General features: G+C 65.4%; 19 protein-coding genes. 13 read left to right on the top strand and 6 right to left on the bottom strand.

The genetic code is table 11. The features are described from left to right. Position 1: 1 nt before the first annotated feature. The 6 genes from ISS20_RS06855 to ISS20_RS06830 all read right to left on the bottom strand — a co-directional run bounded on the left by ISS20_RS06855 (position 2) and on the right by ISS20_RS06830 (position 6,170). A complete protein-coding gene (locus ISS20_RS06855; protein ID WP_291435023.1) occupies positions 2–763 on the bottom strand; it encodes a phosphoadenylyl-sulfate reductase in 762 nt (253 codons plus the stop codon). Beyond that, complete coding sequence (locus tag ISS20_RS06850) at positions 763–1,146, bottom strand: DUF934 domain-containing protein (protein ID WP_291435074.1); 384 nt, start codon at positions 1,144–1,146, stop codon at positions 763–765. The genes ISS20_RS06855 and ISS20_RS06850 overlap by 1 nt, the downstream gene beginning before the upstream one ends. A 40-nt stretch (positions 1,147–1,186) precedes the next feature. Then, the gene (locus tag ISS20_RS06845) at positions 1,187–2,971 is read right to left on the bottom strand and encodes a nitrite/sulfite reductase (RefSeq protein WP_291435022.1); all 1,785 of its coding nucleotides are present in this window, start codon (positions 2,969–2,971) and stop codon (positions 1,187–1,189) included. 7 nt (positions 2,972–2,978) lie between these two features. Beyond that, the gene (locus ISS20_RS06840) at positions 2,979–3,782 is read right to left on the bottom strand and encodes a sulfite exporter TauE/SafE family protein (protein ID WP_291435021.1); all 804 of its coding nucleotides are present in this window, start codon (positions 3,780–3,782) and stop codon (positions 2,979–2,981) included. Between the two features lie 136 nt (positions 3,783–3,918). Continuing rightward, positions 3,919–5,880 carry an FAD-dependent 5-carboxymethylaminomethyl-2-thiouridine(34) oxidoreductase MnmC gene (gene mnmC, locus ISS20_RS06835; protein ID WP_291435020.1) on the bottom strand — a complete coding sequence of 654 codons (1,962 nt, stop codon included), beginning with the start codon at positions 5,878–5,880 and terminating at the stop codon, positions 3,919–3,921. Positions 5,881–5,897: 17 nt separating this feature from the next. Further along, positions 5,898–6,170 (bottom strand): oxidative damage protection protein, encoded by a 273-nt coding sequence (locus tag ISS20_RS06830; RefSeq protein WP_010461281.1) that lies wholly within the window; start codon positions 6,168–6,170, stop codon positions 5,898–5,900. A gap of 166 nt (positions 6,171–6,336) precedes the next feature. Between ISS20_RS06830 and ISS20_RS06825 the strand changes: the two genes are divergently transcribed. From ISS20_RS06825 to ISS20_RS06765, 13 genes are all read left to right on the top strand, one after another. After that, a complete protein-coding gene (locus ISS20_RS06825; protein WP_056744259.1) occupies positions 6,337–7,359 on the top strand; it encodes a sulfate ABC transporter substrate-binding protein in 1,023 nt (340 codons plus the stop codon). Between the two features lie 177 nt (positions 7,360–7,536). Next, entirely contained in the window at positions 7,537–8,127 is a 591-nt protein-coding gene (ssuE, locus tag ISS20_RS06820; RefSeq protein ID WP_056067455.1) for an NADPH-dependent FMN reductase, read from the top strand. Positions 8,128–8,265: 138 nt separating this feature from the next. Continuing rightward, positions 8,266–8,442, top strand: a complete 177-nt coding sequence (locus ISS20_RS06815; protein WP_156379578.1) for a hypothetical protein — start codon at positions 8,266–8,268, stop codon at positions 8,440–8,442. A 59-nt stretch (positions 8,443–8,501) separates the two neighbouring features. Next, on the top strand, positions 8,502–9,473 hold the full coding sequence (locus ISS20_RS06810) for a sulfonate ABC transporter substrate-binding protein (RefSeq protein WP_291435015.1): 972 nt from the start codon (positions 8,502–8,504) through the stop codon (positions 9,471–9,473). 41 nt (positions 9,474–9,514) lie between these two features. Then, positions 9,515–9,655: a hypothetical protein gene (locus ISS20_RS06805; RefSeq protein ID WP_165836556.1), complete on the top strand. Its 141-nt coding sequence runs from the start codon at positions 9,515–9,517 to the stop codon at positions 9,653–9,655. Between the two features lie 46 nt (positions 9,656–9,701). After that, positions 9,702–10,865, top strand: a complete 1,164-nt coding sequence (gene ssuD, locus ISS20_RS06800) for an FMNH2-dependent alkanesulfonate monooxygenase (RefSeq protein WP_291435010.1) — start codon at positions 9,702–9,704, stop codon at positions 10,863–10,865. A 23-nt stretch (positions 10,866–10,888) separates the two neighbouring features. After that, positions 10,889–11,263: a VOC family protein gene (locus ISS20_RS06795; protein ID WP_056744268.1), complete on the top strand. Its 375-nt coding sequence runs from the start codon at positions 10,889–10,891 to the stop codon at positions 11,261–11,263. After that, positions 11,260–12,126 carry an aliphatic sulfonate ABC transporter permease SsuC gene (ssuC, locus tag ISS20_RS06790; protein WP_291435006.1) on the top strand — a complete coding sequence of 289 codons (867 nt, stop codon included), beginning with the start codon at positions 11,260–11,262 and terminating at the stop codon, positions 12,124–12,126. Before ISS20_RS06795 ends, ssuC begins: the two co-directional genes overlap by 4 nt. Before the next feature lie 48 nt (positions 12,127–12,174). Beyond that, positions 12,175–13,137 carry an aliphatic sulfonate ABC transporter substrate-binding protein gene (locus ISS20_RS06785; protein WP_291435004.1) on the top strand — a complete coding sequence of 321 codons (963 nt, stop codon included), beginning with the start codon at positions 12,175–12,177 and terminating at the stop codon, positions 13,135–13,137. Positions 13,138–13,141: 4 nt separating this feature from the next. Then, positions 13,142–13,951, top strand: coding sequence for an ATP-binding cassette domain-containing protein (locus tag ISS20_RS06780; protein ID WP_291435002.1), 810 nt, complete (start codon positions 13,142–13,144; stop codon positions 13,949–13,951). 60 nt (positions 13,952–14,011) lie between these two features. After that, the gene (locus ISS20_RS06775; RefSeq protein ID WP_015013774.1) at positions 14,012–14,227 is read left to right on the top strand and encodes a molybdopterin-binding protein; all 216 of its coding nucleotides are present in this window, start codon (positions 14,012–14,014) and stop codon (positions 14,225–14,227) included. A gap of 440 nt (positions 14,228–14,667) precedes the next feature. Further along, positions 14,668–15,072, top strand: a complete 405-nt coding sequence (locus ISS20_RS06770; protein ID WP_291434990.1) for a GreA/GreB family elongation factor — start codon at positions 14,668–14,670, stop codon at positions 15,070–15,072. A 131-nt stretch (positions 15,073–15,203) separates the two neighbouring features. Further along, complete coding sequence (locus tag ISS20_RS06765) at positions 15,204–16,160, top strand: universal stress protein (RefSeq protein WP_291434987.1); 957 nt, start codon at positions 15,204–15,206, stop codon at positions 16,158–16,160. Positions 16,161–16,181 lie beyond the last annotated feature (21 nt).

Below are 16,181 nucleotides of genomic sequence, written 5' to 3'. Positions count from 1 at the left end.
GTCAATTCTTGGCGTGCAGTCCGCACTCTTTTGCCGTTTCGTCTTCCCACCACCAACGGCCCGAACGGAATTCCTCGCCCAGGCTGATGGCCCGTGTGCAGGGTGCGCAGCCAATGCTGGGGAAGAACTGGTCGTGCAGCGGGTTGTAGTCCACGCCGTTGGTGGCGATGTAGTGCCACACGTCGCCCCAGGTCCAGTTGGACAGCGGGTTGAACTTGGTCAGGCCCTTGGTGGCGACCTCTGTTGTATCGATCAGGGGCACGTCGGCGCGTGCGTTGGATTGCTCGCGGCGCAGGCCGGTGATCCATGCGCTCTTGCCCGCCAGGGCGCGGGCCAGGGGCTCCATCTTGCGGATGCCGCAGCATGCCTTGCGCAGGTCAATGCTTTGGTACATCGCGTCCTGGCCATTGGTGCGGATGAAGTGGATCACCACCTCGGCTTCGGGGCGGTACGCCTTGACGGGCGCGCGGGAAAAGGCCTGGGTACGTTCCAGCAGGGCCAGCGTTTCGGTGTGCAGCGCGCCGGTTTCCAGCACGAAGATCGGAATGTCGAGCTGCAGCGTATTGATGAGGTGGGTGATGACCACATCCTCGGCACCCAGGCTGGATGCCTGGGTCACGGCATCAGTGCCCAGCGCTGCCGCCTGGCGCAGGAGCGCCTGGGTTTCCGCCAGTTTGGCGTCGAACGTGGCGCTGGCGCGGGCGTGTACCTCGGTGGCCTTGGCGGGTGCGCCGCGAGAGAACAGGCTGGAGCTGCTGGACATCATGCGGCCTTTGCAAAATGGGGCTGCGGCTGCACCGCGTCGCCCTGGTAGAAGCCTGGGAACAGTGCGAACTGGCGCTGCGCATCGGCAGCGTCCACGCCTTCGCGCAGCACGGCCGAGCTGAAGCCCGTGCGCTGCATCTGCACCAGTTGGTCAATCAGCACGTCGCCGGTGGCGCGGATCTCGCCCGCAAAACCACGGCGGCGGCGCAGCAGGAAGGCCTGGCTGAACGCGCGGCCGTCGGTGAAGTTGGGGAAGTGCAGATCCACACGGTCCACGCCATCGAGCGGCAGGGCCAGCGCATCGGCATCGTTGGGCAGGGCCACGGCGCGGGCGTCGCCATCGGCAGGCGGCTGGTGGTCTTGGGCGGCGATTAGTTTCAACATCATGTCTGTGGGGCTGTGCTGTACGACGCTGCGGGGCTCAGGCTGCAGCGGTTTCTGGTTCTTTGTGGCGTGCCTGCTTGGCGGCTTCCTTGAACGGGTCGAGGCCAGTCCGGCGCACGGTGTTCTGGAAGGTCTCGCCGCTTTCGCGCAGGTCGCGGTAGGTGCCAAGCACGGCCTCAATCACATCCGGCACTTCGGCCGCCGAGAACGAGGGGCCTATCACCTTGCCGGCCACGGCTGCGCCCGACAGGTCAGAGCCGTCGGAACCGCCCAGCGTGACCTGGTACCACTCCTTGCCATCCTTATCGACGCCCAGGATGCCGATGTGGCCGCTGTGGTGGTGGCCGCAGCTGTTGATGCAGCCGCTGATGTGCAGGTCGATCTCGCCGATGTCGTCCAGCTCGTCCAGGTCTTGATAACGCTGGGTGATGGCCTCGGCAATCGGCAGCGAGCGGGCATTGGCCAGCGCGCAGAAGTCGCCGCCGGGGCAGGCGATCATGTCGCTCAGCAGCTGCACGTTGGCGCTGGCCAGGCCCAGGGCCTTGGCTTCTTGCCACAGGTCAAACAGGCGGCTGGCGTGCACCCAAGGCAGCAGCACGTTCTGGTCGTGCGTCACGCGGGCTTCGCCGGCGGAATATTTGTCCACCAGGTCGGCCAGTGCGATCAGTTGCTCGCTGGTGGCGTCGCCGGGTGATTGGCCGGGGCGCTTGAACGATAGCGTCACGGCGCGCAGCTGCGGGTTCTGGTGCGGGTGCACATTGCGCTTGAGCCAGCGGCCAAACATCACATGCTCTGCCGCCTGTGCGTCCAGAGATGCCTGCAAGGCTGCGGGGGCCACGTCGGCAATGTCGGCCAGCTTGGGGGGCACAAAGCAGGCAGCCACGCGGTCGAACTCGGCCTGCGGGATGGTGTGGGGGCCGCCATCGATCTCCAAAATCTGCCGGTATTCGGCTTCCACATCGTCGATGTACTGCTGGCCTTCGGACTTCACCAGAATCTTGATGCGGGCCTTGTACTTGTTGTCGCGGCGGCCGTGCTCGTTGTACACGCGCACGATGGCCTCGATGTAATTCATGATCTGGTTCCACGGCAGGAACTCGCGGATCACGGTGCCAATCACCGGCGTGCGGCCCATGCCACCGCCCACGAACACCTTGAAGCCGATCTCACCCTTGTCGTTCTTGACCAGGTGCAGGCCCACGTCATGCCAGCCCGTGGCTGCGCGGTCGTCCTTGGCGCCGGTGATGGCGATCTTGAACTTGCGGGGCAAGAACGCGAACTCGGGGTGCAGCGTGGACCATTGACGGATCAGCTCCGCATAGGGGCGGGGGTCCACGATCTCGTCCACGGCGATGCCCGCCAGGGCGTCGGTGGTGGTGTTGCGGATGCAGTTGCCGCTGGTCTGGATGCCGTGCAGGTTGACGCTGGCGAGCAGGTCCATCACGTCGGCGCTCTTGGACAGCGGAATCCAGTTGAACTGCACATTGGTGCGGGTGGTGAAGTGGGCGCAGTTCTTGGGCAGGAACGTGGTGCCCAGCTTGCCCTGTCCTTCCATGGCAGCCTTGAAGACGGCGGCTTCGGGCTCGTCGTATTCGCGGGCAATCTGCGCCAGCACGCGCAGCTGGCGGCTGGCGATCTCGCCATAAGGCACTGCCACGCGCAGCATGGGCGCGTAGCGCTGCACGTACCAGCCGTTTTGCAGGCGCAAGGGGCGGAAGTCGTCTTCGCTCAGCTTGCCCGTCTGCCAGCGCGTGAGCTGGTCACGGAACTGCGCGGCGCGCTGTTTCACGAACTGGGTGTCGAAAGCGGTGTATTGATACATAAGAGGCTCAGATCAGAATCAGTTTGAAGCCTGCCCAGGCCAGCAGAATGGACAAGGCGGAGCGAATCAGGCGCTCAGGCGTGCGGGTGACCAGGCGCGAGCCCAGCCAGATGCCCGGCAACGAGCCAGCCAGCAATTGTGCAAGCAAAGGCCAGTCCACCGAACCCAGCGACGCATGACCCAAACCTGCCACCAAGGTCAAAGGCACGGCGTAGGCAATGTCGGCACCGATGATGCGCGGCAGCGGCAGCATGGGGTACACCAGCAGCAGCACCGTAACGCCGATGGCGCCTGCACCGACGGATGTGAAGGTGACCAGCGTGCCGATCACGGCGCCCAGCAGCACCGGCAGGCTCCAGTGGCGGGGGCGGGTGGGGTCTCCAGTGTGGCTTTTGCGGGCAGCGGCTTCGGCCGCTTGGCGCTGGGCAGAAAACGCCACCACCTTGTAAAGCGTGGCCGCCGCCGTGAGCAGCAAGGCAAAGCCCAGCGTGGTGGTCATGATGGCCTGCGCCGTGCCGCTGGCGGGCCCCAGGACTTTCAGCGCCCACAGCGCGAGCAGCGCCGCCGGAATGCTGCCGGCGCACAACTGTCCCACTACCTTCCAGGGCACCAGCCGTTGGCGGGCCAGGCTCACGGTGCCGCCCATTTTGGTGAAAGCCGCGAACAGCAGGTCGGTGCCGACCGCCATGTGGGGCTTGATGCCGAAGAAGAAGATCAGGATCGGCGTCATGAGCGAGCCGCCGCCCACACCAGTCAGGCCCACGATGAGCCCGACGGCAAAGCCCGCAAAAACAAACGCCAATTCATGCATGGCGGCGAATGTAGAGGGGCTTCTTATGGATCCAAACTATTGTTTTGCTCTGCCAATATGCTTATTTGTTTATAAGCAAGGTTTGGCGCGGGCTGGCGGGGTGGCCGCCGCTGGCCACCCACTTGCCGAGATGGCGTTACGGCAGGCGCTCGGTGCCCAGCGCCTTGGCCAGCCTCGCGTCCAGCGGCAGGGGCTCGCCTTGCAGGCGGGCGGCTAGCAATTCACCGCACAACAGCGCCAGCGTCAGGCCCCGCGCGCCCATGGCGGTGTTGACCCACAGCCCGGGCAGGTGTGCTGGGTCCACGGGGCCCACGATGGGCAGGCGGTCGGGGGCGGTGCAGCGCACGGCGGCCCAGGTGTGCAGAGCGGAGGGCTCGTCGGGGGCGGGCTGAGGCGCCGACACGGCCAGCGCCTGGGTGAACAAAGGCTCCAGCTGGGGCGCGATACCGGGCAGCAGGCCCTGCAGCTTGGCCCAGTTGGTGGCATGGGCGGTGTGGATGTCGGCTGTGCTGGGCGGCAGGGCCTGCACATCGCGTTCGAACGTCGAGCCCATCACCCAGCCTTGATCCCTGTCGGCTTGATCGCCCATGGGAAAACGGGGGACCAGGTTGCCGTTGCCGTTGGCCGGGAACGGAATCAATGACAGCAGCGGTGTTGCCGGGTCGACATGCACGCCCCACGACACCTGGCCGCGCACGGGCTGCAGGGGCCAGCGGTGGTTCAGCAGTGCCAGGCTGCCTGCGCCTGCGGCAATGACCACGGTGGGTGCCTCGGCCAGCACCTGGCCGTGGGCATCGAGCAATTGCCAGGTATTGATGGCCGGGCTGTGTGCCGTGGCGGGTGTCTCCACGCGCCGCAGCTGGGCCACGGCGCAATTCCCCTGCCATTGAATACCGGGCTGGCCAAGCAGGGCCCTGGCCAGGCGCGCCGGGCGCACCCAGCCCGCCTGGTGGTGCCAGCAGGCGGTTGCGTCGGGCGGTAACTGGGCAGCAGCCAGGGCAGTAGGGGGCGCAGGCTCGCTCCAGGCGGCCCCCGGCCCTTGTGTCCAATCGGGTGACAGGCCGGGGCTGCCGTCAGTGCGGTGCTCCAGCACGCCGCAGTGCGCCCAGTCCACCCCCTCGTTCAGCAACCAGCGGGCCTGCTCCAGCGTGGTGCGGATGCCGCTGCGCGACAGGCGCGACAGCACACTGTCGTCGGGCGACACATGGGGCGCGAACACCCCGGCGGGCAGGGCCGATGCACCCGCAGCGGGCTGGGCGGCCTCGTCCAGCACCATCACCTGCCAGCCTCGCCGCGCCAGGCTGGCGGCGGCGGCTGCGCCCGCAATGCCGCCACCGATCACGATGCAGGGGCCGGGCGGAGAGGGTTCCGGTGTCGCCCCGGACTGGCGCGGGGTGCGGGGCTCCCAGCGCGGGTTGAAGGTGGCATGCAGGTTGTCTCGCTTGGGCGGCACGCCGGGCACGCGGGTCACTTCAAAACCGCATTGCGCCAGCGCATCGCGCACGGCGCGTGCGATGGTCCAGGTGGCGAGTTGCGTGCCGCGGCGGCAAGAGCGCGCCACGGCCTTCAGGGTGTTCAGGTCCCAGCTTTCGGGGTTGCGCCGGGGGCTGAAGCCGTCGAGGTAGATGGAATCCACCGTCAGGTTCTGCTGGCGCAGCATGGCCTGGGTGTCGCCCACATACAGGGTGAGCAGCACCCGGCCTTCATCAAAACGCAGGCGGTGCACGCCCGGCAGCAGGCCCCACCACTGGCGGTGCAATGCTTCAGCCAGCGGCGCCAGATCGGGGTGGACCGATGTGGCGCGCAGCAGGTCGGCTGCACTCACGGGCCAGGCTTCGGTCGATACGAAATGCAGCAGCGTGGGGCGCTCTGGGTCGGCCCGCCAGGCGGCCCAGGTCACCAGGAAATTCAGGCCAAAGCCAAACCCGGTTTCCAGAATGCGCCACTGCGATTGGCCTGCCCAGGCCTCGGGCAGGCCACAGCCGTGCAGAAACACCCGGCGGGCCTGGTCGAGGCCGCCGTTTTCGCTGTGGTAGCGGTCGCCGAAGCGGGGGCTGTAGGGGGTGCCGTCCGGCAGCCAGTCAACAGGCTCGGACATGGAGAGAGAAAAAGGGGTCAGGCGCTGGGGGGCACGTAACCGGCCGCAGCGTCTGCGCCACCGCCAAAAAAGTGATTCTCCATCTGCCGCGCCAGGTACTGGCGGGCGCGCGCATCGGCCAGGTTCAGGCGGTTTTCATTGACCAGCATGGTCTGGTGCTTGAGCCAGCCCGCCCAGGCTTCCTTGCTCACGCTTTCCCAGATGCGCTTGCCCAGTTCGCCGGGGTAGGGCGGAAAGTCGAGGCCTTCGGCTTCCTTGCCGAGCTTGATGCATTGAACGGTGCGTGCCATGGGTATTCCTTTTGGTGGAGCAGCGAAAAGGCCGAAATTGCCTTCGCTCAGATGATTTGGATATTAAGAACTGAAATCTCAGTAGTTCCAGTTTTGAAGAGGGCCTTCCAGAATGCGTTCCATCGGTGTTTTGCACCGCAACACATTCACAAAAAGAGGCCCTTCCATGAACTTTCGCCGCGACTTTATCAAGTTTCCCTTTGCTGCTGCCCTGGTGGGCAGTTTGGCCCTGACGGCATTGCCGTCGTTTGCACAGTCTGTGACGCTGCTCAATGTGTCGTACGACCCGACCCGCGAGCTGTACGTGGAGTTCAATCAGGCGTTTGCCAAGCACTGGAAGGCCAAGACTGGCCAGGATGTGACCATCAAACAAAGCCACGGCGGCTCTGGCAAGCAGGCCCGATCCATCATTGACGGGCTGGACGCCGACGTAGCCACCCTGGCCCTGGCGGGCGACACCGATGCGCTGCACACCAACGGAGGCTGGATCCCGAAAGACTGGCAAAAGCGCCTGCCGCACAACAGCTCCCCCTACACCTCCACCATCGTGCTGGTGGTGCGCCAGGGCAACCCCAAGGGCATCAAGGACTGGGACGACCTGGTGCGCCCCGATGTGAAGGTGATCACGCCCAACCCCAAGACCTCGGGCGGTGCCCGCTGGAACTACCTGGCGGCCTGGGAATTTGCCAAGCGCAAGTACGGCGGTGATGCCAAGGCCAAGGACTTCGTGGCCAAGCTGTACGGCAACGTGCCCGTGCTGGACACGGGCGCGCGAGGCTCCACCATCACTTTTGCGCAGCGCAACCAGGGTGATGTGCTCATCGCCTGGGAGAACGAGGCCTATTTGCTCGAAAAAGAGTTCGGCACCAAGTTCGACGTGATCGCGCCGTCCATCTCCATCCTGGCCGAGCCCGCCGTGTCGGTGGTGGACAAAAACGTGGACAAGAAGGGTACCCGCGCCGTGGCCGAGGCCTATCTGCAGTACCTGTACACCGAAGAAGGCCAGGACATTGCGGGCAAACATTTTTACCGCCCGGCCGTGTCCGACAAAGCCAAGGCCAAGTATGCCAAGCAGTTCCCCAAGCTGAACCTTTTCACCATCAACGACGCGTTCGGTGGCTGGGACAAGGCTGCCAAGGACCACTTTGCGGACAACGCGAGTTTCGATCAGATCTACACGCGCAAGTAAGCAGGCCCAACCGCCCCGAAGGTGGCTGGGGCGATGCTCCAGCCACCATGGAAGAACCCTGGCCCCAACGGGCCGGGCGGGGCGTTGTTTGTCCTTTTTATAAGAAAAACAGGCTCAAGCGCTAGTCCGTCATGCGCTGGTAGCTATCAAAACAGTAGTAATAAAGGAACCAACACCATGTCCGCCTTGCTCATCGCTGGCAGCCCCTCAGAGCGCTCCCGCTCCGCCGCCTTGCTCGACGCCGTGGCCCAGCGCCTGTCGGTGCGCGGCGCGCTGGTGGATCGCGTCCATATCCGCGACCTGTCGCCCCAGGCGCTGTTGCTGGCCGATTTTGGCCATCCCACCGTAGTGAAGGCGATTGACCAGGTGGCAGATGCCAGCGTGCTGGTGGTGGCTACGCCGGTCTACAAGGCGGCGTACAGCGGTGTGCTCAAAGTGTTTCTGGATTTGTTGCCGCAGACAGCTCTCAAGGGCAAGACCGTGCTGCCCCTGGCCACGGGCGGCAGCCCGCACCACATGCTGGCGCTGGACTACGCGCTGCGCCCCGTGCTGCAGTCGCTGGGTGCCAAGAGCATCCTGCCCGGCATCTACGCCACCGACGCCCAGGTCACGCTGACGCCCGAGGGCACCTACCACGTGCAGGCCGACATTGCCGCCCGGCTGGATGACGCGGTGAACGTGCTGGTCACCGAAACCCTTCGCCCATCGCCCGCCCAGGCCACACGGTTCGCGCCGGTGCATTTCTCGCAAGTGCGATGTAGCGTCTGACGGACCACGCGCCTGCGGCCCTGGCCGCAGGTGCCCACGTTCCGCCCGCCTTCGTCCTTTCCATTGTTTTCCTGGTAATGCCCGCTGAGCGCAGGCAGGGCGGGCTGTTGCCTGCTTGTACAAAAAAAGGTGCTGTTCATGTCCGGTGACGCAATCCCTCTGTCCGCACAGCCACAGGCTCCATCGGTCCTTGAAGACCGTCCCCTGGGTTTGCGCGACGCCCTGCGCTGGCTGGGTGTTGCCTTGCTGGTGGTGGCCTCGCTCGTGGTCATTGGTGCCTTCTTGCTCATGCCGGTGGTGCCTGTCGCGGGCTGAAATCCCACAGTTTTGGCCTCTTTTTGCCGCCCCATTTTTTCTAGAAACAAAGCATCACCATGACGACACAATTCTCTCTTCATCGCCGCCAGGCGCTGCTCACCGGTCTGGCCGCCGCCGCTCTCGGCGTCATGGGGGCCCCGGCCCTTGCACAAACGACTGCGCCCGGCCGCGTGCTGCGCGTGGGCCACCAAAAAGGCTGGCTTTCCATCCTCAAGGGCCGTGGCACGCTCGAAAAGCGACTGGCCCCGCTGGGCGTGAAGGTCACCTGGACCGAGTTCAACGCAGGCCCCGTGCAACTGGAAGCGCTCAACGTCGGCTCCATCGATTTTGGCGATGTGGGCGAAGCCCCGCCCATCTTCGCCCAGGCCGCTGGCGCGCCGCTGGTCTACGCTGGCGCGACGGTGCCGCGCCCCGCGCTGGAGGCCGTGATCGTGCCCAAGGACTCCTCGATCCGTAGCGTAGCCGACCTCAAGGGCAAGCGCGTGGCCTACAACAAGGGCTCCAACGTGCAGTATTTCCTGGTCAAGCTGCTGGAGAAGAACGGCCTGAAATACGGCGACGTGCAGTCTGTCTTCCTGGCCCCAGCCGACGCGCGCGCCGCGTTTGAAAAGGGCGCAGTCGATGCCTGGATCATCTGGGACCCGTTCCTCGCTGCAGCCCAGAAGACGCTGGATGCCCGCTTGCTGGCCGACGCCACGGGTGTGGTCAACAACCGCGCCTACTACTTCACCTCGCGCGACTTCGCGACCAAGAACACCGATGTGTTGCGCATTGCGATCGAAGAGGTCAACGCGATTGACACCTGGGCGTCCAAGAACAAGGCGGCTGCAGCCGCAGAGCTCTCTGCCGTGCTGGGGCTGGACAAGTCCATCACCGAGCTGTACCTGAACCGCGCGCAGTTCGGCACCGCCCCGGTCACGCGCGAGATTCTGGCCGAGCAGCAAGTCATTGCCGACACCTTCTTCGACCTGAAGCTGATCCCCAAAAAGCTCAACCTGCTGCACGCTGCGCCGGTCGATCTGCTCTAACCCCACCACCCAGACCACAAACACGTTCCAAGGAGCTTCCCATGCCTGCGCCCATGCCTTTCCCGTTGCACGCCCAGCTGCGACGCGTTCTGTGCGTCACGGCCACCGCCTGGGGGCTGAACGGTCAGCAGCGGCGCGCGGTCTTGCGCCCACCCCAGTTCGGCTTTGCCATCTCCTACTGATTTCGTTCGGACCTCGTTGAGATCCCGTTTTGAAAAGACCTGTCCCATGCAAATCTTCTGGTTCATTCCCACCCACGGCGACAGCCGCTACCTTGGCACCGCCAAAGGCGCACGCCAGCTCAGCCATGACTACCTCCAGCAGGTGGCCGTAGCCGCTGACAGCCTGGGCTACGAAGGCGTTCTGATCCCCACCGGCCGCTCTTGCGAAGACCCCTGGGTGGTCGCTTCCAGCCTGATTGCCGTGACCAAGAAGCTCAAGTTCCTGGTGGCTGTGCGCCCCGGCCTGCACCAGCCCGCACTGGCTGCACGCATGGCGGCCACGTTCGACCGGCTCTCGGGCGGGCGACTGCTCATCAACCTGGTGACCGGGGGCGACCAGGCCGAGCTGGAGGGCGACGGCGTGTTTCTGGACCACGCCACGCGCTACGAGCAGTCGGCCGAGTTCATCCGCATCTGGCGCGAAATCCTCACGCGCAGCCACCAGGGCGAAAGCCTCGACTACGAGGGCAAGCACCTCACGGTGAAGGGCGCAAAGCTGCTGTTTCCGCCCCTGCAGCAGCCCCACCCGCCGGTGTACTTCGGAGGCTCGTCAGATGCTGCCCACGACCTGGCGGCCGAGCAGGTGGAGACCTACCTGACCTGGGGTGAACCACCCGCCGAAGTGGCCAAGAAGGTGGCCGACGTGCGCGCCCGCGCTGCAAAGCGGGGCCGCACGGTCAAGTTTGGCATCCGCCTGCACGTCATCGTGCGCGAAACCGAAGACCAGGCCTGGGCCGCTGCAGAAGAACTCATCAGCCATGTGGATGACGTGACCGTGGCACGTGCCCAGGCGGTGTTCTCGCGCATGGATTCCGAAGGCCAGCGCCGCATGGCACAGCTGCATGCGGGTGGCGTCAAGCGCAGCCGCGCCGACCTGGAGATCAGCCCCAACTTGTGGGCTGGTGTGGGCCTGGTGCGTGGTGGTGCGGGCACGGCGCTGGTGGGTGACCCGGAAACGGTGGCGGCGCGCATCGAGGAATACGCGGCGCTGGGGCTGGACACCTTCGTGCTCTCGGGCTACCCGCACCTGGAAGAGGCTTACCGGTTTGCCGAGCTGGTGTTCCCGCTGCTGCCCGTGGGTGTGCGCGAGAAGCTCTCTGGCGGCAACCCGCTGGGGCCGTTTGGCGAGACCGTGGCCAATGACTTTGTGCCCCGTGCGTCGCAAAGCTGAATCTGCTCCGCAGGAGATATGCCATGAGCATCCAGTCCATCAACCACGTGCAACTGGCCTTCCCGGCTGGGGCCGAGGCGCCCATCCGGCGCTTTTACGCCAGCCTGCTGGGCCTGCCCGAGGTGCGCCTGCAGGCCGGTAACACGCTGCGGTTTGCCGCGGGCACCCAGCGCATCGATCTGGTGCCTACCGAGCACTGGCAACCGGCGCCTGCGGTGTCGCACCTGGCCTTCGAGGTGCAGGACCTGCCCGCGCTGCGCCACCGCCTGCTGCAGGCCGAGCTGCCGCTGGTGGAAAACCGCGCGCTGCCCGGCTACCTGCGCTTTTACGTCAAGGACCCGGCGGGTAACCAGCTGGAGTTCCTGGAGCCCGATAACGAACAGGACATCACGCCATGACACAGACCACCCGAGAGCTGCAGATATCGCCTGTGGCGGACTCCGTCGATCTCCCGCTCGAAGGGCCTTTGCTCCCAGCGTCGCTGGTCCGCTTTGTGACCAATGTGGCGCAGCGTCTGCTGCCCTGGGCCGTGCCTGTAGGGCTCATCGTGTTGTGGCAGATCGCCTCTTCTTCGGGCTGGCTGTCCACCCGCGTGTTGCCTGCGCCGCTGGAGGTGGTGAAGGCAGCCTGGACGTTGACCCTGTCCGGCGAGCTGTGGACCCACGTCAAGGTCAGCGCAGGCCGGGCGCTGGCGGGTCTGGCCATCGGGGGCGGGCTGGGATTGCTGCTGGGTCTGCTCACCGGCTCGGTCAAGCTGTTCGAGACGCTGCTCGACTCCACCATCCAGATGGTGCGCAACATCCCTGCGCTGGCGCTGATTCCGCTGGTGATCTTGTGGTTCGGCATCGACGAGTCGGCCAAGCTGTTCCTCATCAGCGTGTCGGTGTTCTTCCCGATCTATCTCAACACCTTCCACGGCATCCGCAATGTGGACCCGGGCTTGATTGAGATGGGCCGCACCTACGGCCTGGGGCGCTGGCAGCTGTACCGCCAGATCATTCTGCCCGGCGCCTTGTCGAGCATCCTGGTGGGACTGCGCTTCTCGCTCGGCCTGATGTGGGTGATCCTCATCGTGGCAGAGACCATTTCGGCACAGGCGGGTATTGGCTACCTCACGATGAATGCGCGTGAGTTCCTGCAGACCGACATCGTGCTCGTGGGCATCCTGCTGTACGCGTTGCTGGGCAAGCTGGCTGACGTGTTTGCCAAGGGGCTGGAGCGCTACTGGTTGCGTTGGCACCCCGGCTACCAGACGGCTTGAGCTGCGGGGCCCTGACTCCGACATTCCTACAACGCATTCATCACGACCATGACCCTTCCTTTCCTGATTCATCGGCGCACCGTGCTCGGTGCCCTTGCGGCCCTGTCCAGCGGCCTGGCTGCAGCGCAAGGCAAGCCCGAGACCCTGCGCATTGGTTTGCAGAAATCATCCACGCTCACCACCATCCTGCGAACACGGGGCACGCTGGAGCAATTGCTGGCACCGCTGAACGTCAAGGTCTCGTGGCACGAGTTCACCAGTGGCCTGCCTTTGCTCGAAGCCCTGAACCTGGGCAACATCGATGTCAGTGCCGACGTGGCCGACACCGTGCCCGTCTTCGCCCAGGCGGCCGGCGCCAACCTCACCTTCGTGGCGCAGGAATCGCCATCGCCCGCCGCCCAGGCCATCGTGGTGCGTGCCGATTCACCCATCAAGACCGTGGCCGACCTCAAGGGCAAGAAGATTGGCTTTGCCAAGGCGGCGGGCGTGCATTTCTTGCTGATTGCAGCGCTGGAGAAGTCCGGCCTGACGTTCAAGGACATCGAGCCCGCCTACCTCACGCCGGCCGACGGCCGCGCAGCCTTCGAGCGCGGCGCCATCGACGCCTGGGTGGTTTGGGACCCGTTCCTGGCCGCCGTGCAAAAGCAGTCGGCGGTACGGGTGCTGGCCGACGGGCGTGATCTGGCGTCTTACCAGCGCTATTACCTGGCCGGGACTCCCTATGCCAAGGCCCGACCCGATGTACTCGGTGTGTTCTTCCACGAGCTGCAGAAGGCGGGTGCCTGGGTGAAGCAAAGTCCCAAGGACGCTGCTGCGCTGCTGGCACCGGTGTGGGGGCTGGATGCGGGCGTGATCGAGCTGGCCAATAGCCGCCGCAGCTATGAGGTGCGCGCCGTGGTGCCCACGTCCCTTGCCGAGCAACAGCGCATTGCGGATGCCTTTTTGGCCGAAAAGCTGTTGCCCAGGCGCGTGAATGCCCTCGATGTGCCTCTCTTCAAACCCGGAGCCTGACGCCATGACCCAGACTGATCCCCAAACTGCACAGGGCGTACGCCTGGAAGTGCGTGGCGTGGACAAACGCTATGGCACGCGCGATGTACTCAAGAAGACCGAACTCACGATTGAACCCGGCCAGTTTGTCGCCATTGTGGGCCGCAGTGGCTGCGGCAAGAGCACGCTGCTGCGCCTGGTGGCGGGCCTGGAGTCAGTCTCTGGCGGTGCGATCCGCCTGGACGGCCAGGACATCGCAGGCCTGAGCGGTGACACCCGCATCATGTTCCAGGACTCGCGCCTCTTGCCCTGGAAGCGCGTGGCTGACAACGTGGCCCTGGGCCTGCCGCCCGAGCGGCGCGGCGCCGCGGCTGATGTGCTGGCGCGCGTGGGCCTGGGCGACCGGCTGGGCGAATGGCCGGCACGCCTGTCAGGCGGCCAGCGCCAGCGCGTGGCCCTGGCGCGTGCGCTGGTGCACAACCCGCGCCTGTTACTGCTGGACGAACCCCTGGGCGCGCTCGACGCACTGACCCGCATCGAAATGCACCGCCTCATTGAAGGTCTGTGGCGCACCAGCGGCTTCACAGCGCTGCTCGTCACGCACGACGTGCAAGAGGCCGTGGCCCTGGCGGACCGCGTGATCCTGATCGAGGACGGCCAGATCGCGCTGGACCAGCGCATCGATCTGCCACGACCCCGCTCGCACGGCGATGCCGCGTTTGCCGCCATCGAAAAACGCATCCTGGACCGCGTGCTGCAAAAGGCCGATCGCCACCCTGCGCACGAGGCGCCATGGCCAGGTGTGCCAGCGCATGGCCTGCGCTGGGCGGTGTGATTCTTTCTTTTTCTCTCACCCACTGTTTTCATTTTCAACGGACTATTCAAGGAGAACCCCATGTCCATTCAAGCCATCAACGTACGCAACCAGTTCAAGGGCAAAGTGCGCGAGATCATTCGCGGCGATGTCGTCTCCGAGGTCGATGTCGAAACCCCTTGGGGCATCGTCACCTCAGTCATCACCACCCGCTCGGTGGACGACCTGGGCCTGGTCGTGGGCTCCGATGTGGTCGCACTGGTCAAGTCCACGGAGGTGTCCATCGCCAAGCTGTGATGATGGCGCAGGGCCGACGGTCACATGCCGTGCGGCTCTGCGCAGCCTTTGCAACCGTCACCCGTTTGCGCAGGCTTGCGTGTACCTCTGGCGGGCGAGCGCGGTCCCCCGTATTCGAGTCTGGGCCAGCTGCTATCTGGCAAGAACCCTGGGGCTATTGCCCTTAAACCCGCCCGTGTTGCCTACACTCGGGCCTATGACGACCCTTCTGGTTTTCCCTTTTGCCGCCCTGGCTGTGCTGCCCTGCGCAGCGGCCTGCGCGCGAGCGGTGGCCAAGAAGAACGCGCGTCGTCAGCTGACGCCAGCACATTCCTGAGCCCGGCGGCACCCTCTCTCCTCATCCCCTTGTAGCGCAACCATCCACCGCCGGGCACCAGCCAAGCGCGGTAGCGGCGGTCTTGTCCCCACGGGACACCGCCGCATTCGATGGAGTGCTTTGTATGCATGCAGTTGTGACCCCTGGCGAGCGCACGCTCACCGATCTGGACTATTCGCGCCTGACCAAGCTGGTCGGCAACCGGCCTGCGCCCTTGCTGGACGACCTGCTGGCCAACGCAGATATCACCAGCCCGCGCATCGTGCGGGCGGACGTGGTCACCATGAATTCACGCGTGGAGCTGGTGGACCAGCACACCCACAGGCGCCAAGTGCTGACCCTGTGCTACCCGAAGGACGCCGAGCCTGCCGCGGGCTTCATCTCGGTGCTGTCGCCGGTAGGCATCAGCCTGCTGGGCCTGCGGGCCGGGGACGTGGCCCGTTGGCAAACGCCCCATGGCGAAGAGTGCTCCGCCACCATCGAAAGCATCCAGTTCCAGCCCGAGGCCACGGGCGACTACCTCACATAGCTACTGCAGCCGCTCGGCCCCGCAGCGCTTGACGGGCCGCATTCACTGATCACTGCCCACCAGACCGGCGCCACTTGCAGTGGCCGCCGCTGGAGGCGTGCGCGTTGTTCATTACAGAAGGACGTTCCACCATGACCCCTCGTTTCATCCTTGCCGTCACCGATTTTTCTGAACAGGGAGGGCACGCGCTGGCGCGCGCAGCGCTTCTGGGCGCAGAGCATCGGGCTGCATTGCAGCTGGTGTATCTCTCCCAACCCGGCGAAGTGCCGCCACCCGACGTGGCCGTGCGCCTGTCGCACCATGCGCTGCAGATTCGGCAGCGCCACCAGATTCCTGTTCATGCCGGAACATGCATGGATTGCACGGTGGGGGATATCGCCCGCGCGGCAGCCGGTCACGACCTGGTGGTGTGGGGCATGGCCCAGCAGCGGGGGTTGCGGGCCTGGTTCGGCGCTCACCCTGCCATCCAGTTGCTCCGCGCCTGCCAGCGTCCCGTGATCGTGGTGCGTAGCGCAGCGGCACAGCCCTACCAGAGCCTGATGGTGGCAGTGGACTTTTCTCAGGCTTCGCATCGCTTGGTGGAGCTGGGCCTGGCGCTCCACCCCCGCGCACGTGTAGAACTGTTCCATGCCATCAGCACCGCCAATGAGGGCAAGCTGCTTTATGCCGAAGTGTCTGAGCGCGCCATCCAGATCTACCGCGAGCAGTGCAGGCGCCATGCGCAGGACCGCATGTTCACGCTGACCGACTCGTACGATGCGCGGCGCAACCGGCTTTCATCCTCCATTGGCCGGGGCGACCCGGCGCGGCAGGTGCTGGTGGCGCAGCAAGGTGCCGGGGCCGACCTGATCGTGGTGGGCAAACATCCAGCGTCCCGGTGGGCAGACTGGCTGTTCGAGAGCGTTGCCCAACGCATCTTGCGTGAAGCCTGTGCGGACGTGCTGGTGGTACCACACGGCTTTCAATCCGCATCCCGCGGTGCCGCCCTGAAACGCCTTGCGACCGATCTGCCCGTGCGCCGTGTCAAGGCAGGCCAGCCGAGCCTGCCGAGCCATCCCAACCCTGCGGCGCTGCAGGGTGGCACATGACTAAGGAGCCCTGCGGACAGC

It is taken from the genome of Acidovorax sp., assembly GCF_016783915.1.
Classification (GTDB): Bacteria; Pseudomonadota; Gammaproteobacteria; order Burkholderiales; family Burkholderiaceae_C; genus Acidovorax.
The sequence above is the reverse complement of the archived record's forward strand: the minus strand, read 5'-3'. Positions and strand labels throughout refer to the sequence as shown.

Excerpts from the sequence above, each read along its gene's own strand:
- ISS20_RS06855 (WP_291435023.1), bottom strand. The coding sequence starts at position 763 with ATGTCCAGCAGCTCCAGCCTGTTCTCTCGCGGCGCACCCGCCAAGGCC.
- ISS20_RS06845 (WP_291435022.1), bottom strand. The coding sequence starts at position 2,971 with ATGTATCAATACACCGCTTTCGACACCCAGTTCGTGAAACAGCGCGCC.
- ISS20_RS06840 (WP_291435021.1), bottom strand. The coding sequence starts at position 3,782 with ATGCATGAATTGGCGTTTGTTTTTGCGGGCTTTGCCGTCGGGCTCATC.
- mnmC (WP_291435020.1), bottom strand. The coding sequence starts at position 5,880 with ATGTCCGAGCCTGTTGACTGGCTGCCGGACGGCACCCCCTACAGCCCC.
- ISS20_RS06830 (WP_010461281.1), bottom strand. The coding sequence starts at position 6,170 with ATGGCACGCACCGTTCAATGCATCAAGCTCGGCAAGGAAGCCGAAGGC.
- ISS20_RS06825 (WP_056744259.1), top strand. The coding sequence starts at position 6,337 with ATGAACTTTCGCCGCGACTTTATCAAGTTTCCCTTTGCTGCTGCCCTG.
- ssuE (WP_056067455.1), top strand. The coding sequence starts at position 7,537 with ATGTCCGCCTTGCTCATCGCTGGCAGCCCCTCAGAGCGCTCCCGCTCC.
- ISS20_RS06815 (WP_156379578.1), top strand. The coding sequence starts at position 8,266 with ATGTCCGGTGACGCAATCCCTCTGTCCGCACAGCCACAGGCTCCATCG.
- ISS20_RS06810 (WP_291435015.1), top strand. The coding sequence starts at position 8,502 with ATGACGACACAATTCTCTCTTCATCGCCGCCAGGCGCTGCTCACCGGT.
- ISS20_RS06805 (WP_165836556.1), top strand. The coding sequence starts at position 9,515 with ATGCCTGCGCCCATGCCTTTCCCGTTGCACGCCCAGCTGCGACGCGTT.
- ssuD (WP_291435010.1), top strand. The coding sequence starts at position 9,702 with ATGCAAATCTTCTGGTTCATTCCCACCCACGGCGACAGCCGCTACCTT.
- ISS20_RS06795 (WP_056744268.1), top strand. The coding sequence starts at position 10,889 with ATGAGCATCCAGTCCATCAACCACGTGCAACTGGCCTTCCCGGCTGGG.
- ssuC (WP_291435006.1), top strand. The coding sequence starts at position 11,260 with ATGACACAGACCACCCGAGAGCTGCAGATATCGCCTGTGGCGGACTCC.
- ISS20_RS06785 (WP_291435004.1), top strand. The coding sequence starts at position 12,175 with ATGACCCTTCCTTTCCTGATTCATCGGCGCACCGTGCTCGGTGCCCTT.
- ISS20_RS06780 (WP_291435002.1), top strand. The coding sequence starts at position 13,142 with ATGACCCAGACTGATCCCCAAACTGCACAGGGCGTACGCCTGGAAGTG.
- ISS20_RS06775 (WP_015013774.1), top strand. The coding sequence starts at position 14,012 with ATGTCCATTCAAGCCATCAACGTACGCAACCAGTTCAAGGGCAAAGTG.
- ISS20_RS06770 (WP_291434990.1), top strand. The coding sequence starts at position 14,668 with ATGCATGCAGTTGTGACCCCTGGCGAGCGCACGCTCACCGATCTGGAC.
- ISS20_RS06765 (WP_291434987.1), top strand. The coding sequence starts at position 15,204 with ATGACCCCTCGTTTCATCCTTGCCGTCACCGATTTTTCTGAACAGGGA.